This is a genomic window from Marilutibacter spongiae (genome assembly GCF_014145325.1).
Classification (GTDB): domain Bacteria; phylum Pseudomonadota; class Gammaproteobacteria; order Xanthomonadales; family Xanthomonadaceae; genus Marilutibacter; species Marilutibacter spongiae.
On the sequence record NZ_JACHTF010000003.1, the window covers coordinates 117,996 to 135,748 of the forward strand.

Here is a 17,753-nt window from a genome sequence, read left to right on the forward strand (position 1 = left end):
GGGAAGCCGACCATTATAGCGGGTGTTTGCGCCAGAATGAGGAAAATCACGGGCAATGGGGGGCGGCTGCGGTATCCTTGGCCGTCCCGCGTTCATCTCCCCGTTGGGCAGGGATGGGCGCACGCAACTCTGCCGGGCTCGCCAAGCGCCCGGTCATCCCCCACCAGGAGCCGTTCCATGAGCCTGATTGCTGTTTTCGAGACCGACCGCGGCCCGATCCGGGTCGAACTTGCCGCCGACAAGGCCCCGCTGACCGTCGCCAGCTTCGTCAACCTGGCCCGCCGCGGGTTCTACGATGGCCTGAACTTCCACCGCGTGATCCCGGACTTCATGGTCCAGGGCGGTTGCCCGCAGGGTACCGGCACCGGCGGACCGGGCTATCGTTTCGAGGACGAGACCGGTAACGGACTGACCCACGAGCGTGGCGTGCTCTCGATGGCCAATGCCGGCCCCGGCACCAACGGCAGCCAGTTCTTCATCACCCACGTGCCCTGCCCGTGGCTGGACGGCAAGCACACCGTGTTCGGCAAGGTGCTCGAGGGCATCGAGGCCGTGGACAAGATCCAGCAGGGCGACCTGATCAAGTCGGTCAGCATCGAGGGCGATGCCGACGCCGTGCTCGCGGCCAAGGCCGACCGCGTCGCCGACTGGAACAAGACGCTCGACGCCAACGCCCGCGCTTGAGCCTCGCCGGGGCGGACCACCGCTCCCGCCCCCGAAACCCCGGGCCGCCTGGTCCGGGGTTTTTGCCGTCGGGGGCAGCGGGCCTGGGCGGGACGGCGCAGGCCGGCGAAGCGCCTCGGGGCTGCGTGATACCATCACGGGGCTAAGCCTGGTGGGTCCCGACACGGGAGCCGGGCTGGCCCCGACCCCTGGTTTTCCCTGTCCCCCGCCCGTGTCACCAATTCCTGAGAGGTTATCCGCGATGCCCCAGCTCGCCAGCCGGATCGGCCGTGCCAAGCCCAGCGCGATCATGCAGATCGCCGAGAAGGCCAAGCGCCTGAAAGCCGAAGGCCGCGACATCATCAGCTTCTCGATCGGCGTGCCCAACTTCCTGCCCGGCGAGCATGTCTACGAGGCGGCGCGCAACGCGCTCGCGCACGACAGCGGCCAGTACGGCAGCAACCGGGGTGCCGACGCGATGATCGATGCGTTCCTCGAGCACATCGGCAAGCTGGGCCTGACCGGGTATGGCCGCGTGAACTGCGCCAGCGGCGTGGGCGCCAAGCACATCCTCTACAACCTGGGCGAGGCGCTGCTGGACGAAGGCGACACGATCGCCTTCCCGACGCCGTACTGGACGAGCTACCTCGACATCGCCGAGATCGTCAACGCGAAGGTCGAGCTGCTGCCGTGCCCGCCCGAGCAGGACTACAAGCTCACTCCGGCCCAACTGGACGCCGCGTTGGCGAAGAAGCCGCGCGTGTTCCTGTTCAACAACCCGTCCAACCCGACGGGCATGGTCTACTCCCGCGAGGAGATCGATGCCCTGGCGGAGGTCATCGCCAGGTATCCCGACACCTGGATCATCACCGACGACATCTACAACAAGATGGTCTTCGATGGTGTCGGCTACCACAACTTCGTGCATTCCAGGCCGGAGCTGAAGGACCGCGTGATCTTCGTCGACTCGCTGTCCAAGACCTACGGCATGCCCGGCTGGCGCGTGGGCTTCATGGCCGGGCCCGAGAGCGTCGCCCAGGCGGTGGTCACGCTGAATTCCAACCACATCACCAACATCCCGGAAATCGCCACCGCGGCCGCGGTCGCCGCCCTCACCGGGCCGCAGGACGTGCCCGAGGGCAAGTGCGCCGAGTTCCAGGCCAAGCGCGACCAGGTGATGGACGTGATGAACGCCATCCCGGGCGTGGTCTGTCCGCGGCCGCAGGGCGCCTTCTACGTCTTCCCGGACATCAGCTGCACCTTCGGCAAGACCCACGGACCGACCGGCAAGGCGATCGCCAACGACGTCGACTTCTGCAGCGTGCTGCTGGAGGCCAAGGGCGTGGCCTGCGTGCCCGGCTCGGCGTTCGGCGAGCCGCGTGCGATGCGCATCAGCTACACCTGCCCGACGCCCCAGCTGGCGCCCGGCATCGAGCGCATCCGCGAATTCTTCGCTGAGTTGCAGTGATGGGTGAAGGGTGATTCGCGGTTGGCCCGGGCCATCCGCGGATCGCCGCGCTTCGCTGCTTCTGCTCAACACCCACAACCAACCACGAATCTACGGAGTCACCCCATGAAAACTCCCGTCCGCGTTGCCGTCACCGGTGCTGCCGGCCAGATCGGCTATTCGCTCTTGTTCCGTATCGCTTCCGGCGAAATGCTGGGCAAGGACCAGCCGGTCATCCTGCAGCTGCTCGAGCTGCCGATGGAGAAGGCCCAGGCCGCGCTGAAGGGCGTGATGATGGAGCTGGAGGACTGCGCGTTCCCGCTGCTGGCCGGCATGGTCGGCACCGACGACGCCGAGGTCGCGTTCAAGGACGCCGACATCGCCCTGCTGGTCGGCGCGCGTCCGCGCGGCCCGGGCATGGAGCGCAAGGACCTGCTGCTGGAGAACGCCAAGATCTTCACCGCCCAGGGCGCGGCCCTGAACAAGGTCGCCAGCCGCGACGTCAAGGTGCTGGTCGTCGGCAACCCCGCCAACACCAATGCCTACATCGCCATGAAGTCCGCGCCCGACCTGCCGGCGAAGAACTTCACCGCCATGCTGCGCCTGGACCACAACCGCGCGCTGTCACAGCTGGCCAACAAGGCCGGCGTGGCCGTGGGCGACATCGAGAAGCTGGTCGTGTGGGGCAACCACAGCCCGACCATGTACCCCGACTACCGTTTCGCGACGGTCAACGGCGCGTCGCTGAAGGACAAGATCGACGACGCCGACTGGAACGCGAACACCTTCATCCCGCAGGTCGGCAAGCGCGGCGCGGCGATCATCGAGGCGCGCGGCCTGTCCTCGGCGGCATCGGCGGCCAATGCCGCGATCGACCACATCCACGACTGGGTGCTGGGCAGCAACGGCAAGTGGGTCACCATGGGCGTGCCCTCCGACGGCAGCTACGGCATCCCGGAAGGCGTGATCTACGGTGTCGCGGTGACGACCGAGAACGGCGAGTACACCCGCGTCGAGGGCCTGCCTGTCGACGACTTCAGCCGCGCGGCGATGGACAAGACCCTCGCCGAGCTGGAGGAAGAGCGCGCCGGCGTGGCCCACCTGCTGGGCTGATCCGAGCTTCTCGACGTTCAGGTTCCAGCCAGCGGATCGCCTTGCGGCGATCCGCTGGTGTCGCAAGGGATGGCAAATGGTGTATCGATTGGATGCGTGGCCCGGTGGCCTCGCCCGCATTGCTTCCGACCGGCGCTGGTTCTGGCTCGAGGCCTTCCTGCTGGTGGCCGTCGGCATGGCGCTGGCGCTTGCGCTGAGGCCCGAGCCGTTCAGCGACTGGCTCTATTACTGGCGTGCTGCGCAGGACCTGGGCAGGTACGAGCGTGGCGGTGCCATGCTGCTCCTGGTCTCGCTGCTGCGGCAGCTGCAATGGCCGCCCCATGCGACGATGCTGCTGCTCAACATACCGGCCGCGTTGGCGATACTGTTCGTGTCGCGGCGTATCGATCCCACCCGCGGGAAGTGGTTGTCGCACGTGGTGGCCGGCTATCTGTTGCTGCTGACCCCTTATTACGGGCTGGTCCAGCTGGATCTGCTGGCGGCGGCCTGCCTCGTCGCGGCCTGGGTGCTGCTGCTGGGCACGCCGGATCGGGCGGCTGGAGGTTGGCGCCCAGCGCTTGCGATGCTGGCGATCGCCGCGGCGGTGTCGACGCGACCGCAGTTCCTGCTGGTGCTCTTGGCGCTGGCGCTCCTGGTGGCGCTTGTCTGGGGATTTGCGCGCAAGGGCACCCATCGCGGGACCGCCATGCTGTTGGCCGTGCTGGTGGCGGGCGTCCTGTCCGGTTTTCTGCTGGATTCCGGCCTCAGGGCGCATGCGGAGCGCTCCGGCGCCCTGCGCACCAATTCGGCGGTGACCCTCTATTCCGGTCTCCTTGCGTCTTCCAGCTCGTATCCCGGGTGCGGTCACTGGTCGGAAGCAGCGACCCAGGCGATGCGGTCGGACCTTGGCAAGCCCCTGGCAGACGCCGTGTTCGATCGCCTGGAAAGCCGTTCCGTCTCGCATTGGGGAGCGGTCATGGCATGCAAGTCGAGGTATATCGTGGCTCCGCCCGCGTTCGCCTGGGGATGGCTGTATACATCACCGGGCGCGGAGGTGCGGCTGCAAGAGGCATCGCCCGCCATCGTCCCGCGGGTGGGCACTGGCGAGGCCTGGGCGAACAGGTTGTTGATCCTGGCGGTATACCTGTCCGCCCTGCTGACGGCCGTTCGATATGCGCGCTCGGACATGCTCGCATGGCTCCCCGTGGCATGGATGGCCGCTTTCTGGGCCGTGCACCTGGTATTCGAGGTCCAGGGTCGCTATTTCCTGTCGATGCTGCTGCTCGTACCCGTCTTGTGCGCATTGGTGATGGGTCGGCACCGGCGGGACGACGGCGCCGCGGCCACGTAACGCGAGGCAGGAGGTCATGGGCGAAACGCAGGACATCGAGGTCGTGCACGACGATGCTCACCTGATGGTCGTGGAAAAGCCCGCCGGCCTGCTGTCGGTGCCCGGCCGCCTGCCGGAGAACCGGGACTGCGTGACGTCGCGCCTGCAGCGGTCCCATGCCGACGTGCTCACCGTGCATCGCCTCGACCAGGTCACCAGCGGACTGATGCTGTTCGCGCGAGGCAAGGCCATGCAATCGGCACTCTCGGCCCTGTTCGAGCGCCGTCAGGTCGCGAAGGCGTACGAGGCGCGCGTCGAGGGGCGCGTGGCGGGCGACGCGGGCGAGATCGACCTGCCGCTGGCCTGCGACTGGCCCAACCGTCCCCGCCAGATGGTGGACCGGGTGCACGGCAAGCCGGCGCTGACGCGTTGGCGCGTGCTCGAGCGCGACGTGGCGGGGGCGTGGACCCGGTTGGCGCTGGAGCCGGTGACCGGGCGCAGTCACCAGCTACGCCTGCACCTGGCCAGCATCGGCCACCCGATCGTCGGCGACGCGATGTACGGTGCATCGCAAGCCTCCCGCGTGTGCCTGCATGCCACGCGGCTGTCGTTCGCGCACCCGGTCGGGGGCGCGTCGATGGCCTTCGAAAGCCCAGCGCCGTTCTGAGACGCGTTCGCAGGCGCTTGCCGGGGCTCGACCAAAGTCCGAATGAAGTACGCCTGGCGGAGGCCTAGGCTGGGCGCATCCCCCATCGCAGGACGGTCGCCATGCGCTACGAGGACTTCTACCAGCGTTCGATCGACGATCCGGAAGGCTTCTGGGCCGAGCAGGCACGGGCGATCCACTGGCACGTCCCGCCGCGCGCGATCCTGGAATACGGCGACCCGCCGTTCCGCAAGTGGTTCGCCGGCGGCACCACCAACCTCTGCCACAACGCCGTCGACCGCCACCTGGACGCGCGCGGCGACCAGTTGGCGCTGGTGGCCATCTCCAGCGAGACGGGCGAGACCCGCGAGATCACTTACCGCGAACTGCACGACGAAGTGAACGTCTTCGCGGCGATGATCCGCTCGCTCGGGGTGGGCCGCGGCGACCGCGTGGTCATCTACATGCCCAACATGGCCGAGGCGGTGTTCGCGATGCTCGCCTGCGCGCGCATCGGTGCGGTGCACTCGGTGGTGTTCGGTGGCTTCGCCGCCCACAACCTCGCCCTGCGCATCGACGATGCCCGCCCGAAGCTGCTGGTCTGCGCCGATGCCGGCATGCGCGGGGGCAAGGTGATCCCCTACAAGCCGCTCGTCGACGCCGCCTGCGAGAAAGCACGCCATCCGCCCGCGCACGTGCTCGTGGTCAGCCGAGGCCTCGCCCCGGAACCGGCCTGGGTGCCCGGTCGCGACATCGACCACGCCGCCTTGCGCGCGGAATTCAGGGATGCGCGCGTCGCCGTCGAGTGGATGGAGTCCAACGAGCCCAGTTACCTGCTCTATACATCGGGCACGACCGGCAAGCCCAAGGGCGTGCAACGCGACGTCGGCGGCTACGCGGTGGCGCTGGCCCTGTCGATGTGGGCGATCTACGACGTCCGCGCCGGCCAGGTGATGTTCTCCACCTCCGACGTGGGCTGGGCGGTCGGGCATTCCTACAACGTCTACGGTCCCCTCATCGCCGGTGCGACCTCGATCCTCTACGAAGGGCTGCCGACCCACCCCGACCCGGGCGTGTGGTGGTCGATCTGCGAGAAGTACGGCGTGCGCACCATGTTCTCGTCGCCGACCGGTATCCGCGTACTCAAGAAGCAGGACGCGGCCTGGCTGCGCAAGCACGACCTGTCGGTCCTGCAATGGCTGTTCCTGGCCGGCGAACCGCTGGACGAGCCGACGGCGCACTGGATCACCGAGGGCATCGGCAAGACCATCATCGACAACTACTGGCAGACCGAGACCGGTTGGCCGGTACTGTCGCTGATGCCCGGGGTGGACATGAAGCCGGTCAAGTTCGGCTCGCCCGGGTTGCCGATGCCGGGCTACCGGATCCGCGTGATCGACGAAGGCAGCGGCGAAGACGTCGCGCCGGGCGAGAAGGGCGTGCTGGTGATCGAACCGCCCTTGCCGCCGGGCTGCCTGACCACGGTCTGGGGCGACGATGCTCGGTTCATGGCCAGCTACTTCAGCCACTTCAAGGAACGTCTCTACAGCTCGCTCGACTGGGCGATCCGCGACGAGGACGGCTACGCCTTCATCCTGGGTCGCACCGACGACGTCATCAACGTCGCCGGGCATCGGCTGGGCACGCGCGAGGTGGAGGAGTCATGCTCGACCCATCCCGATGTCGCCGAGGCCGCGGTGGTGGGCGTCCGGGACGCGCTCAAGGGCCAGGTGCCGGTCGTCTTCGCGACCCTGAAGACCGCGGGCGAGGACGTGGCCGGCACGGCCGAGGCCATCCGCGCGCAGGTCGGCCGGCAATTGGGCGCGATCGCGCGGCCCGCCCGCGTCTACGTCGTCGGCGCACTGCCCAAGACGCGCTCGGGCAAGCTGCTCAGGCGCTCGCTGCAGGCGCTGGCGGAGGAACGCGATCCGGGCGACCTGTCGACCCTGGACGACCCGGGCGCGCTGGAGGAGGTCCGTCGCGCGCTCGGCCGGGGCGCCGACGCCGGCGGCTGAGCCGGCGGCCCATGGACGCAGCGGGGCGCAGCGGGGCGCGGGGGCGGCAGGCACGACCGGCACGGGCGGGCGCGGCCGCATCGGCTAAAATGGTGGGCCCACCAGGAGATGCCATGACCACCGTCAACTCCCGAGGCGCGCGCTTCCGCGCCGCCGTCGCCGAAGAATCCCCGCTGCAGGTGATGGGCGCGATCACCGCCTACGCCGGCCTGATGGCCAAGCGCACCGGCTACAAGGCGCTGTACCTGTCAGGCGGCGGCGTCGCCGCCAACTCGCTGGGCATGCCCGACCTGGGCATCAGCACCATGGAAGACGTGCTCACCGACGCCCGCCGCATCGTGGATGCCACCGACATGCCGCTGCTGGTCGACATCGACACCGGCTGGGGTGGCGCGTTCAACATCGCGCGCACCGTGCGTTCCTTCATCAATGTCGGCGTCGCCGCGGTGCACATGGAGGACCAGGTCGGCCAGAAGCGCTGCGGCCACCGCCCGGGCAAGGAAGTGGTGTCGCGCGCGGAAATGGTCGACCGCGTCAAGGCTGCCGTGGACGCCCGCACCGACCCCGGCTTCGTGGTCATGGCCCGCACCGACGCCGCGGCGGTGGAGGGCATCGACAGTGCCATCGACCGCGCCTGCGCCTACGTCGAGGCCGGCGCCGACATGATCTTCCCCGAAGCGATGAAGACCCTGGAGGACTATCGCCGGTTCAAGGCGGCGGTGAAGGTGCCGATCCTCGCCAACCTGACCGAGTTCGGCTCCACCCCGTTCTTCACCACCGACGAGTTGCGCGAGGCCGGCGTCGACATCGCCCTGTACTGCTGCGGCGCCTACCGGGCGATGAACAAGGCGGCCCTGAACTTCTACGAGACCGTTCGCCGCGACGGCACGCAGAAGCACATCATCGACACCCTGCAGACGCGCGCCGAGCTGTACGACTTCCTTGGTTACCATGCCTACGAGGACAAGCTGGACGCCTTGTTCGCGGACGGCAAGGACTGACATGGTCGGCCGACGGAGCGAGCAGGCCCTCGCCATGCGAGCCCCCTGTGCCCCCTCCGCCGGCGCGTTCGCTGGCCCGACCGCGTCGCCCCGCGCCGCGGTCGATCGGCCCTCGTCCAGGACAACGCGGCACGCCGGGGCGGACGGCCAGTTCTACCGGCGCGGAGCGGCTGCCGCCGCCCGCCCTTCACTCCACGACCGGGTGCGCATGCTTCTTGCCCGCGGGACCGTTCCCGCCGATGCGCATCCGGCACGCACGACACGCCCAGGAGATCCACGATGAGCGACACCGACAAGTCCACCCTGCCCAAGCCGAAGAAGTCCGTCGCGCTCAGCGGCACGGCGGCGGGCAACACCGCGCTTTGCACCGTCGGCCGCAGCGGCAACGACCTGCACTACCGCGGCTACGACATCCACGACCTGGCCACCCGTGCGACCTTCGAGGAAGTCGCGCACCTGCTGGTGCATGGCGTGCTCCCCACCACGTCGCAGCTGAAGGCCTACCGCGCCAAGCTCAAGCGTCGCCGCGGCCTGCCCGCCATCGTCCAGGAAGCCCTGGAGCTGGTGCCGGCCAACGCGCACCCGATGGACGTCCTGCGCACCGGCTGCTCCGTGCTCGGCACCGTGCTGCCCGAGCGCGAGGGGCACCCGGCCGCGGAAGCCCGCGACATCGCCGATACCCTGATCGCCAGCTTCGGCTCGATGCTGCTGTACTGGTGGCACTTCACCCACAACGGCCGCCGCATCGACGTGGAGACCGACGACGACAGCGTCGCGGCGCACTTCCTGCACCTGCTGCACGGCGAAGCCCCCAGCGCCCTGCATGCCGATTCGCTGGACAAGTCGCTGATCCTGTACGCCGAGCACGAATTCAACGCGTCGACCTTCACCGCGCGCGTGATCGCGGGCACCGGTTCGGACATGCATTCGTGCCTGACCGGCGCGATCGGCGCGTTGCGCGGCCCCAAGCACGGCGGCGCCAACGAAGTGGCGATGGACATCATCAGCCGCTACAACACCGCCGACGAGGCCGAGGCGGACATTCGTGCGCGGATGGAACGCAAGGAGATCATCATCGGCTTCGGCCACCCGGTCTACACCATCGGCGATCCGCGCAACCCGATCATCAAGGAGATCAGCCGCAAGCTGTGTACGGAGGGCGGCAACCCGACCCTGTTCGACGTGTCCGAGCGCATCGAGAACCTGATGATGGACACCAAGAAGATGTTCCCCAACCTCGACTGGTACAGCGCGTCGGCCTACCACATGATGGGCATCCCGACGGCGATGTTCACGCCGTTGTTCGTCATCGCCCGCACCACCGGCTGGAGCGCGCACGTGATCGAACAGCGCGAAGATGGCAAGATCATCCGGCCGAGTGCGAACTACACCGGGCCCGAGGATCGCGAGTACGTGGCGATCGACAAGCGCTGACCGCGTCGCCGGTTGGCGCGCGTCGCGAAAAAGGCCCGGGAATCCGGGCCTTTTTCATTGCCCCAGCAGTGCGAGGTGACGCACTGTACGAGGACTGGCCGACCAACATCATGATCGCGTGCGCCACCGTGGCCGCGGTGGGCCTGGTGATCGTCCTTCACTACGAAGTGCTCAGCCGCATCGTCGACCACAACCGGCACCATGCCGAGGGCGCCGGTCGCCGGCGCCTGGTCGCGGTCAACCTGTGGCTGCTGGCGCTGCACACGGTCGAGATCTGGATCTTCGGCGCCACCTACTACCTGCTGCTCAATCTCGCCGACGTCGGCGGCGTCCAGGGCATGCACGCGCACAGCATGCTCGACTCGGTCTACTTCTCGGCGATGGTCTATACCACCGTGGGCTTCGGCGACATGATCCCGGTCGGACCGATCCGCCTGCTGGCCGGGACCGAGGCGCTGGTGGGTCTCATGCTGATCACCTGGTCGGCATCCTTCACCTACCTGGAAATGACCCGGTACTGGAAAGAACGCCACGGCCTGGGGGGTGGGCAGGGTTGAACCCCGCCCGGGGCTGGCCGAGCGCCTAGTCCAGGCCTTCGACGGCGAGCGCGGCGCGCACGCCCGGATCGGCCTCCATGCGCTGCCTGAAGGCCTCCAGGTGCTCCAGGCCGGACAGGTCGACCTTCAGGCCGGTTGCCCAGCGCAGGGTCACGTAGAAGTAGGGGTCGGCGTAGCTGCGGAAGCCGGCCAGCCACTGCCGGTCGGCCAGGCGCTGGTCGGCGGTTTCGAACAGCCCGCGCAGGCGCTTGTGCGCGGCCTCGCGCAGCGCCGGGTACTGCGACTCGTCGGCGATGAAGGCGGCCGGGCCGAACAGGGGCTTGAAGGCGGGGTGCAGGTCGGAGTTGACGAAGGCCAGCCAGCGGTTGGCCTCCGCGCGCTGGCGGGCGCTGCCGTCGCCGGACAGGCCCGCTTCGGGGTAGCTGTCGGCGATGTAGCCCATGATCGCGGCGTTCTGGGTGAGGGTGAAGTCGCCGTCGGTGATCGCCGGCACCGCGCCGGTGGGATTGATCGCCCGGTAGGCGGGGGCCTGCATCGACGCCTTGTCCATCACCTCGACCTCGAACGGCTGGCCCGTCCATTGCAGCGCGATGTGGTCGGCGGTCGAACACGCGCCGGGCTTGCTGTAGAGCTTCATGCGGCCTCCTGGGGCTGGAACGGAAAACGGGTCGGCGACTATCGCCGACCCGTCGGGTCATTCTCAACGGCAGGGATGCAACACAGCGTCACGACGCCGGCTGCACGGGCTCCGGCTTGCGCGGCTTGAGGGTCTGCACCTTCAGGAAGGTGTGGTCGCCGATCTTGGCCACCTGGTAGGCATTGCGCCAGCTCGGGCTGGCGATGCTCGCGGCCAGGAAATGGCTGGCGCCGGGAACGATCTCCTTGCGCTCGCCGACCGGCAGCGCCCAGTTGCGCTCGGCTTCCAGGGCGACGCTCACCGCCTCGCCCCAGGCATCGACGTTGCTCAGGCGGGTGTTGGGCGACACGATGGTCGGCGCGAACTGCTTGCGGGCGGTGACCACGGAGCAGACATCGTCGCCCCAGAGGCCGCTGTCGCGGCGGCGCAGGGCGACTTCGGCGACGGCCTGCTGGCCCTGGACGGACTGGTCGCGGGCCTCGAGGTAAAGCGTGGTGCTGAGACAGAGTGAATCTGCGGCGTTGGGCGGCAATACCGATGCCAACCAGAGGATCCATGCCAACTTCATGTGAACTCCAACTTCGTTGCGTCGGACCGCACTCCAGCGTCCACCCGGAAAGGGCGGTGAAGCAGGGACTGGCCGACATGGCGTTTTTCTAAGCGGGGCGGTGCTGCCTGCCGCGCTTGGTGCGGGAATCGCATTACTGGAGGGCGGCGGCTCTGTGGCGCGCTTTGCCCCGATCACCGAGCCGCAGGATCGCGGGGCGGTGAGGGTGGCCGCGGGATGGGCGGCTGCAAAAGTTGGCGCAAGGTAGCCGCCGCTTATTAAACACAAGCTGAATAGCGTGCCCAAGTCCCGGATTCAATTCGGTTTATTTTTCGCTCAGATAATGCACAAAGCCTTGTACCGCAAGGCTTTGGAAGGGGCGGCGAGGGGCCGCCCAATGCTGAACGCACCGGTTTTGTATTAGGAAAAGCTCGACGACGCGCGCCGCAGTTTGCGTGACTGGCGTCACATGCTGGCAGCCAGCCGGCTGCCCTGGGCGATCGCGCGCTTGGCGTCGAGCTCGGCGGCGACGTCCGCGCCCCCGATCACATGCACCTCGATCGAGGCGGGCAACGCGTCGGCCAGCGGCTTGAAGGGTTCCTGTCCGGCGCAGACCACCACGTGGTCGACCGGGAGCACCTGCTCGACGCCTTCGATGCGCACGCGAAGGCCCGCGTCGTCCACGCCCAGGTACTCCACGCCACCGAGCATCCTGACCTGTCGCGACTTCAGCGTCGCGCGGTGGATCCATCCCGTGGTCTTGCCCAGTCGCCGGCCCGGCTTGCCGGGGCTGCGCTGCAGCAGCCATACCTCGCGCGCCGGCGGTTCCGGGCGCGGCGCGACCAGGCCGCCGCGATTGTCCCCGTAGGCCAGGTCCACGCCCCACTCGGCACGCCAGGCCTTGGCGTTGAGGCTGGGCGACCCGCCTTCCTGCACGAGGTACTCGGCGACGTCGAAACCGATGCCACCGGCGCCGATGATCGCCACCCGACGCCCGGGCACGACCCGACCGGTGAGCACATCCAGGTAGCTGACGACGCGCGGATCGTCGGCGCCGGGGAAGTCGACTTCGCGCGGCTTGATGCCAGTGGCCAGTACGACCGCGTCGAAGCCCGACAGCGCGTCGGCGTCGGCGCGGGTGCGCAGCCGCAGTTCCACGCCGGTCTGCTCGATGCGGCGCGCGAAGTAGCGCAAGGTCTCGTGGAACTCTTCCTTGCCGGGAATGCGCTTGGCCAGGTTGAACTGGCCCCCGATCTCGTCGTGCGCGTCGAACAGTACGACGCGGTGCCCGCGCTCGCCGGCAACCGTCGCGCAGGCCAGGCCCGCCGGCCCGGCGCCGACCACGGCGATGCGCCGCGGCGTCGTGGTGGCGGTGTAGTTCAGCTCGGTCTCGGCGCAGGCGCGCGGATTGACCAGGCAACTGGCATGCCGGTTCTGGAATACGTGGTCCAGGCAGGCCTGGTTGCAGGCGATGCAGGTGTTGATGTCGTCCGCGCGCTGCGCGTGGGCCTTGGCGACCCAGGCCGGATCGGCCAGCAGTGGACGTGCCATCGACACCATGTCGGCCTCGCCGCGGGCGAGGATCGCCTCGGCGACGTCGGGCATGTTGATGCGGTTGGTGGTGACCAGCGGCAGCGACACGTGCGGCTTGAGACGCCCGGTGATGCCGGTGAACGCGGCGCGCGGCACCGACGTCGAGATCGTCGGCACGCGCGCTTCGTGCCAGCCGATGCCGGTGTTGATGAGCGTCGCGCCGGCCGCTTCGATCGCCTGCGCCTGTTGCACCACTTCGTCCCAGGCCAGGCCGTTGTCGACTAGGTCGAGCATCGACAGCCGGTAGACGATGATGAAGTCGTGTCCGCAGGCCTCGCGGATGCGGCGGACGATCTCGACCGCGAAGCGCATGCGCCGGGTGGCGTCGCCACCCCATGCATCGTTGCGCTTGTTGGTGCGCGGTGCGGTGAACTGGTTGAGCAGGTAGCCCTCCGAACCCATCACCTCGACCCCGTCGTAGCCACCCTCGCGGGCAAGCTGGGCCGTGCGCACGAAGGCGGCGATCTGGCGCTCGATCCCGCGCGCGGAGAGGGCGCGCGGGGTGAAGGGATTGATGGGGGCCTTGAGCCGGGAAGGCGCGACCTGCAGCGGGTGGTAGCCGTACCGCCCGGAATGCAGGATCTGCAGGCAGATGCGGCTGCCGTGCGCATGCACGGCCTGGGTGACCTGGCGGTGCTTGCGCACTTCCCAGGGCCAGCGCAGCGTGCCGCCGAAGGGCTTGAGCCAACCGACGATGTTGGGCGAGAAGCCGCCGGTGACGATCAGGCCGACCCCGCCGGCGGCGCGCTCGCCGAAGTAGGCCGCCAGCTTCGGGAAGTCCGCGGCCTTGTCTTCCAGTCCCGTGTGCATGGACCCCATCAGGACGCGGTTGGGCAGGGTGCAGAAGCCCAGGTCGAGCGACTGCAGGAGGTGCGGGTAGAGCGGGTGGGGCGCGCTCGCGGCTGCGGGGCTGGCGGTCGTCATCGGGATACGCTTGCGTATGGAAGGGGCACGATGCCGTGCTTCGACGGTCAATACAACTGCCCGGCCGAAGCGGGACGGGCGGGGCCCAGTGTGCCGCTTGAAGGCGCCGCGCGGGAGCGCCATGGGCGACCCGCCCGAACAGAGCAGGCGTGGGACTGCGCTGAAGGATACGTCGGCCCGGTGCGCGCACATATCCCCGCGTGACTTAATCAAGCACTCACCCGGGAATATCGCCCGGCGGGTTCCCCGGGAATATGCCCGACGCGTCCAGTTGCGCCGGAACCGGTCCCGCGTCGTACGGCATCCAAGCGCGGAGGGGCAGAGATGGTCGGCGCGCCGACAGCTTCCGACGACCGGTCGCGCCGCCCCGGCGGATACCGGCGCGAAGCGCGTAAGCCTTGCAGGACAGGCGCTGCATGCTCTTCTTTGCGATCGTCAATGCGCGTTTTCCTGAATGGAGAATGAGCCGAAAATTCAGGCGCGGTTTTTCTATCGATTGTTAGTCGCTCGTTAACATGGCTTTCACGGCCCCGCGAATAACCTGCGCGTCGATGGCGTTCACCACGGACGTTCGTCCCCACGGCATGGATCCTCGCAGACGCGTGTTTCCACTATTTATTGACTTCAGGAGCTACATATGAATAAGAAACTCCTCTGCGCCGCCCTGCTGGGTGGACTGGGTCTGGCCCAGGCGGCCAGCGCGCAGGAATTCGACGATCGCTGGTACATCACCGGCGCTGCGGGCTTCAACCTGCAGGACAACGATCGCGAAACCCGCAATGCTCCGTTTGTCAGCCTCGGCCTGGGCAAGTTCGTGTCGCCCAACTGGTCCATCGACGGCGAGCTCAACTACCAGAACCCGAACTGGGACTACAACCAGGACCTGAACTGGAGCCAGTACGGCATCTCGTTCGACGCGCGCTACCACTTCATCGAGGAAGGCCGCGGCTGGAACCCCTACGTGCTGATGGGCCTGGGCTACCAGCGCGAGGAGATCGAGCTCGACAACTTCCCGAACCCCGACTCCCCGTACGAGGAAGAGGAAGGCGGCGCCGCCCTCAAGTTGGGTGCCGGTATCCAGGGCAACGCGGGCCGTGCGCGCCTGCGCGCCGAAGTCGCCTATCGCGCCGTCGGCATCAACGACACCCGCGCGCAGCTCTTCAACGACGACCCGCCGCCGGAGCGCAACGACGGTGAAGACTGGTACGGCGACGTGCTGGCCTCGATCGGCGTCGTGATCCCGCTGGGTCCCGAGCCCGTGGAAGCCCCGCCGCCGGCCCCCGTGCCGAGCTGCGCCGACATGGACGACGACGGCGACGGCGTGAACAACTGCGACGACAAGTGCCCGGGTTCGCAGGCTGGCCAGACCATCGGTCCGGACGGCTGCCCGGTGCCGGTCACCATCGACCTGAAGGGCGTGAACTTCGACTTCGACAAGTCGACGCTGCGTCCGGACGCGGTGGCGATCCTGTCGGAGGCGACGGAGATCCTGAAGCGTTATCCGGAGCTGCGCGTCGAAGTGGCCGGTCACACCGACCTGTGCGGTTCGGACGCGTACAACCAGGGCCTGTCGGAGCGCCGTGCGACCGCGGTGTACGACTACCTGAGCAGCAACGGCATCGACGCCTCGCGCATGGTGGGTCCGATCGGTTACGGCGAGAGCCGTCCGCTGGAGCCGACCGAGCAGACCCTGCCGGGCTGCAAGAGCGAGACCAACCGTCGCACCGAGCTGAACGTGCAGAACTGATCCATGCAAGGCGGGCTTCGCGGCCCGCCCCATGGTTCCTGGAAACCCGGCCTTGCGGCCGGGTTTCCTCGTTTGGAAGCCCCTTGCGGCAGGGCCGGTGGAAGAACGCCAACACGGCGTTAACCGGTTTTAACATTTGCGTTGACAGTGTATGATCTCGATCGCCAGTGACCACGGCGCAGGCTCGGAGCTCAAGCCGGACGTGTCCCTGAGTTGAAATGTGCCGTGAGAAATACTGAACCCGACCTGGTCCATGACGACCGATTCAATGAAAGGAGTGTGATAGATGAAGATCCGCTTGTTGAGCACTGCAATGCTCGCGGGCCTGGCTTTCTCGCAGGTCGCCAGCGCACAGGATTTCGATGATCGCTGGTACCTGACCGGCGGCGCCGGTTTCAACATCCAGGACAACGAGCGCGGCACGCGCAACGCCCCGTTCCTGACCGCCGGCGTGGGCAAGTTCCTGAGCGAGAACTGGTCGCTGGACGGTGAACTGAACTATCAGAACCCCAATGTCGATGCGAACCAGAACCTGAACTGGAGTCAGTACGGCATCTCGTTCGACCTGCGTCGCCACTTCACCCAGGAAGGCCGCAACTGGGCCCCCTACCTGCTGATGGGCCTGGGCATGCAGCGCGCCGAGGAAGAGTACGACGCCTTCCCGAGCCCGGATTCCCCCGGCCAGCGCGAGAACAGCAACTTCGCCGCCAAGCTCGGCCTCGGCGTCCAGGGCGACGTCGGCAGCCGCGCCAAGTTGCGCGCCGAAGTCGCCTACCGTGGTGACTTCGACGGCCAGAACGTCAATGGCGACCAGGATGCCGATTGGTTCGGCGACGTGCTGGCCTCGGTCGGCGTCGTGATCCCGCTCGGCACCCTCGCCGCTGCCCCGGTCGTGCCGGACGCTCCGGTCGCCACCTGCGCCGACATGGACGACGACGGCGACGGCGTGAACAACTGCGACGACAAGTGCCCGGGTTCGCAGGCTGGCCAGACCATCGGTCCGGACGGCTGCCCGGTGCCGGTCACCATCGACCTGAAGGGCGTGAACTTCGACTTCGACAAGTCGACGCTGCGTCCGGACGCGGTGGCGATCCTGTCGGAGGCGACGGAGATCCTGAAGCGTTATCCGGAGCTGCGCGTCGAAGTGGCCGGTCATACCGACCTGTGCGGTTCGGACGCGTACAACCAGGGCCTGTCGGAGCGCCGTGCGACCGCGGTGTACGACTACCTGAGCAGCAACGGCATCGACGCCTCGCGCATGGTGGGTCCGATCGGTTACGGCGAGAGCCGTCCGCTGGAGCCGACCGAGCAGACCCTGCCGGGCTGCAAGAGCGAGACCAACCGTCGCACCGAGCTGAACGTGCAGAACTGATCCATGCAAGGCGGGCTTCGCGGCCCGCCCCATGGTTCCTGGAAACCCGGCCTCGCGCCGGGTTTCTTCGTTTCGGCCCGCAGCTCCGCGACTCGATGAGCCAAACGTGACCGGCGCCGGTTGTCGCCACCCAAGGGCGGGCCTAAACTGCTGGAGACGTTCATGCGCCACGCATGAGCCTTGGCCCGTGCCAAAGGAGATCCCCCCATGCAGCGCATGCTCCCTGCCATTTCCCTGCTGCTGCTCGCCGGCGTCGCGAACGCCGCGCCGACGAGCGACTGCAACGCGCTCGTTGCGCCGCAACCGCTGCCGGTCCGACCCACCATCGTCGCCCCGGTGTCGTCCGAATTGACCGCGCCCAGCCAGCAGCTTGGCGCCCCCACCGGCGTGCTCGCGCACGCGTACGACGAAGCGCAGTCGGTGGACCAGGTGGTGTTCCGGCTCAAACTGGGCAACTGCCAGAGTGTGGCCAGTGCCATGCCCGCGGTGGCGCCTGCGGCGCTGGAAGCCAATGATCCGGCGGCCTACAAGCCGCGCACCGAGTTCGACAATGCGCCGTGGCGCTTCGACATGAACCAGAACGGCAAGCGCATGACGGCCGAGGAATTCGATGCCTGGATGAAGTCGCGGGGCGTACGGGTGGCCAAGGGCGCGCCCGCGCCCGCCGCGGCGCCGGCAGTTCCGGCGATCCCGAAGGAGGCCCCTGCCGAGGATGGAGACGAATAAGCCGTGTCGCCGTTTCCAGTGA

The 17,753-nt window shown here is 68.0% G+C and carries 15 protein-coding genes; 12 read left to right on the forward strand and 3 right to left on the reverse strand.

What is annotated here, in order from left to right; genetic code table 11:
• Positions 1-177 precede the first annotated feature (177 nt).
• From H4F98_RS03780 to H4F98_RS03820, 9 genes are all read left to right on the forward strand, one after another.
• Entirely contained in the window at positions 178-684 is a 507-nt protein-coding gene (locus tag H4F98_RS03780) for a peptidylprolyl isomerase (RefSeq protein ID WP_182685304.1), read from the forward strand.
• Positions 685-925: 241 nt separating this feature from the next.
• Positions 926-2,131, forward strand: coding sequence for an aminotransferase class I/II-fold pyridoxal phosphate-dependent enzyme (locus H4F98_RS03785; protein ID WP_182685305.1), 1,206 nt, complete (start codon positions 926-928; stop codon positions 2,129-2,131).
• A gap of 105 nt (positions 2,132-2,236) precedes the next feature.
• Positions 2,237-3,223 carry a malate dehydrogenase gene (locus H4F98_RS03790; protein WP_182685306.1) on the forward strand — a complete coding sequence of 329 codons (987 nt, stop codon included), beginning with the start codon at positions 2,237-2,239 and terminating at the stop codon, positions 3,221-3,223.
• Positions 3,224-3,311: 88 nt separating this feature from the next.
• Complete coding sequence (locus H4F98_RS03795) at positions 3,312-4,553, forward strand: hypothetical protein (RefSeq protein WP_182685307.1); 1,242 nt, start codon at positions 3,312-3,314, stop codon at positions 4,551-4,553.
• A gap of 16 nt (positions 4,554-4,569) precedes the next feature.
• A complete protein-coding gene (locus tag H4F98_RS03800; protein WP_182685308.1) occupies positions 4,570-5,199 on the forward strand; it encodes an RluA family pseudouridine synthase in 630 nt (209 codons plus the stop codon).
• 101 nt (positions 5,200-5,300) lie between these two features.
• Positions 5,301-7,193: a propionate--CoA ligase gene (prpE, locus tag H4F98_RS03805; protein WP_182685309.1), complete on the forward strand. Its 1,893-nt coding sequence runs from the start codon at positions 5,301-5,303 to the stop codon at positions 7,191-7,193.
• 113 nt (positions 7,194-7,306) lie between these two features.
• A complete protein-coding gene (gene prpB / locus H4F98_RS03810) occupies positions 7,307-8,194 on the forward strand; it encodes a methylisocitrate lyase (RefSeq protein ID WP_220479080.1) in 888 nt (295 codons plus the stop codon).
• A gap of 279 nt (positions 8,195-8,473) precedes the next feature.
• Entirely contained in the window at positions 8,474-9,628 is a 1,155-nt protein-coding gene (gene prpC, locus H4F98_RS03815) for a bifunctional 2-methylcitrate synthase/citrate synthase (protein WP_182685311.1), read from the forward strand.
• A gap of 68 nt (positions 9,629-9,696) precedes the next feature.
• A complete protein-coding gene (locus H4F98_RS03820; protein ID WP_343064721.1) occupies positions 9,697-10,185 on the forward strand; it encodes a potassium channel family protein in 489 nt (162 codons plus the stop codon).
• A gap of 25 nt (positions 10,186-10,210) precedes the next feature.
• On the opposite strand, the gene H4F98_RS03825 is transcribed toward H4F98_RS03820, so the two are convergent.
• The 3 genes from H4F98_RS03825 to H4F98_RS03835 form a co-directional block, all read right to left on the reverse strand.
• Complete coding sequence (locus tag H4F98_RS03825) at positions 10,211-10,822, reverse strand: glutathione S-transferase N-terminal domain-containing protein (RefSeq protein ID WP_182685312.1); 612 nt, start codon at positions 10,820-10,822, stop codon at positions 10,211-10,213.
• Positions 10,823-10,910: 88 nt separating this feature from the next.
• Positions 10,911-11,390: a cell wall hydrolase gene (locus H4F98_RS03830; protein WP_182685313.1), complete on the reverse strand. Its 480-nt coding sequence runs from the start codon at positions 11,388-11,390 to the stop codon at positions 10,911-10,913.
• Between the two features lie 444 nt (positions 11,391-11,834).
• Positions 11,835-13,886 (reverse strand): NADPH-dependent 2,4-dienoyl-CoA reductase, encoded by a 2,052-nt coding sequence (locus H4F98_RS03835; RefSeq protein ID WP_182685314.1) that lies wholly within the window; start codon positions 13,884-13,886, stop codon positions 11,835-11,837.
• Between the two features lie 637 nt (positions 13,887-14,523).
• Here H4F98_RS03835 and H4F98_RS03840 point away from each other — a divergent pair.
• From H4F98_RS03840 to H4F98_RS03850, 3 genes are all read left to right on the forward strand, one after another.
• Positions 14,524-15,633, forward strand: coding sequence for an OmpA family protein (locus H4F98_RS03840; protein ID WP_182685315.1), 1,110 nt, complete (start codon positions 14,524-14,526; stop codon positions 15,631-15,633).
• A 286-nt stretch (positions 15,634-15,919) separates the two neighbouring features.
• A complete protein-coding gene (locus tag H4F98_RS03845) occupies positions 15,920-17,005 on the forward strand; it encodes an OmpA family protein (protein WP_182685316.1) in 1,086 nt (361 codons plus the stop codon).
• 216 nt (positions 17,006-17,221) lie between these two features.
• Positions 17,222-17,731 (forward strand): hypothetical protein, encoded by a 510-nt coding sequence (locus H4F98_RS03850; RefSeq protein WP_425487569.1) that lies wholly within the window; start codon positions 17,222-17,224, stop codon positions 17,729-17,731.
• Positions 17,732-17,753 lie beyond the last annotated feature (22 nt).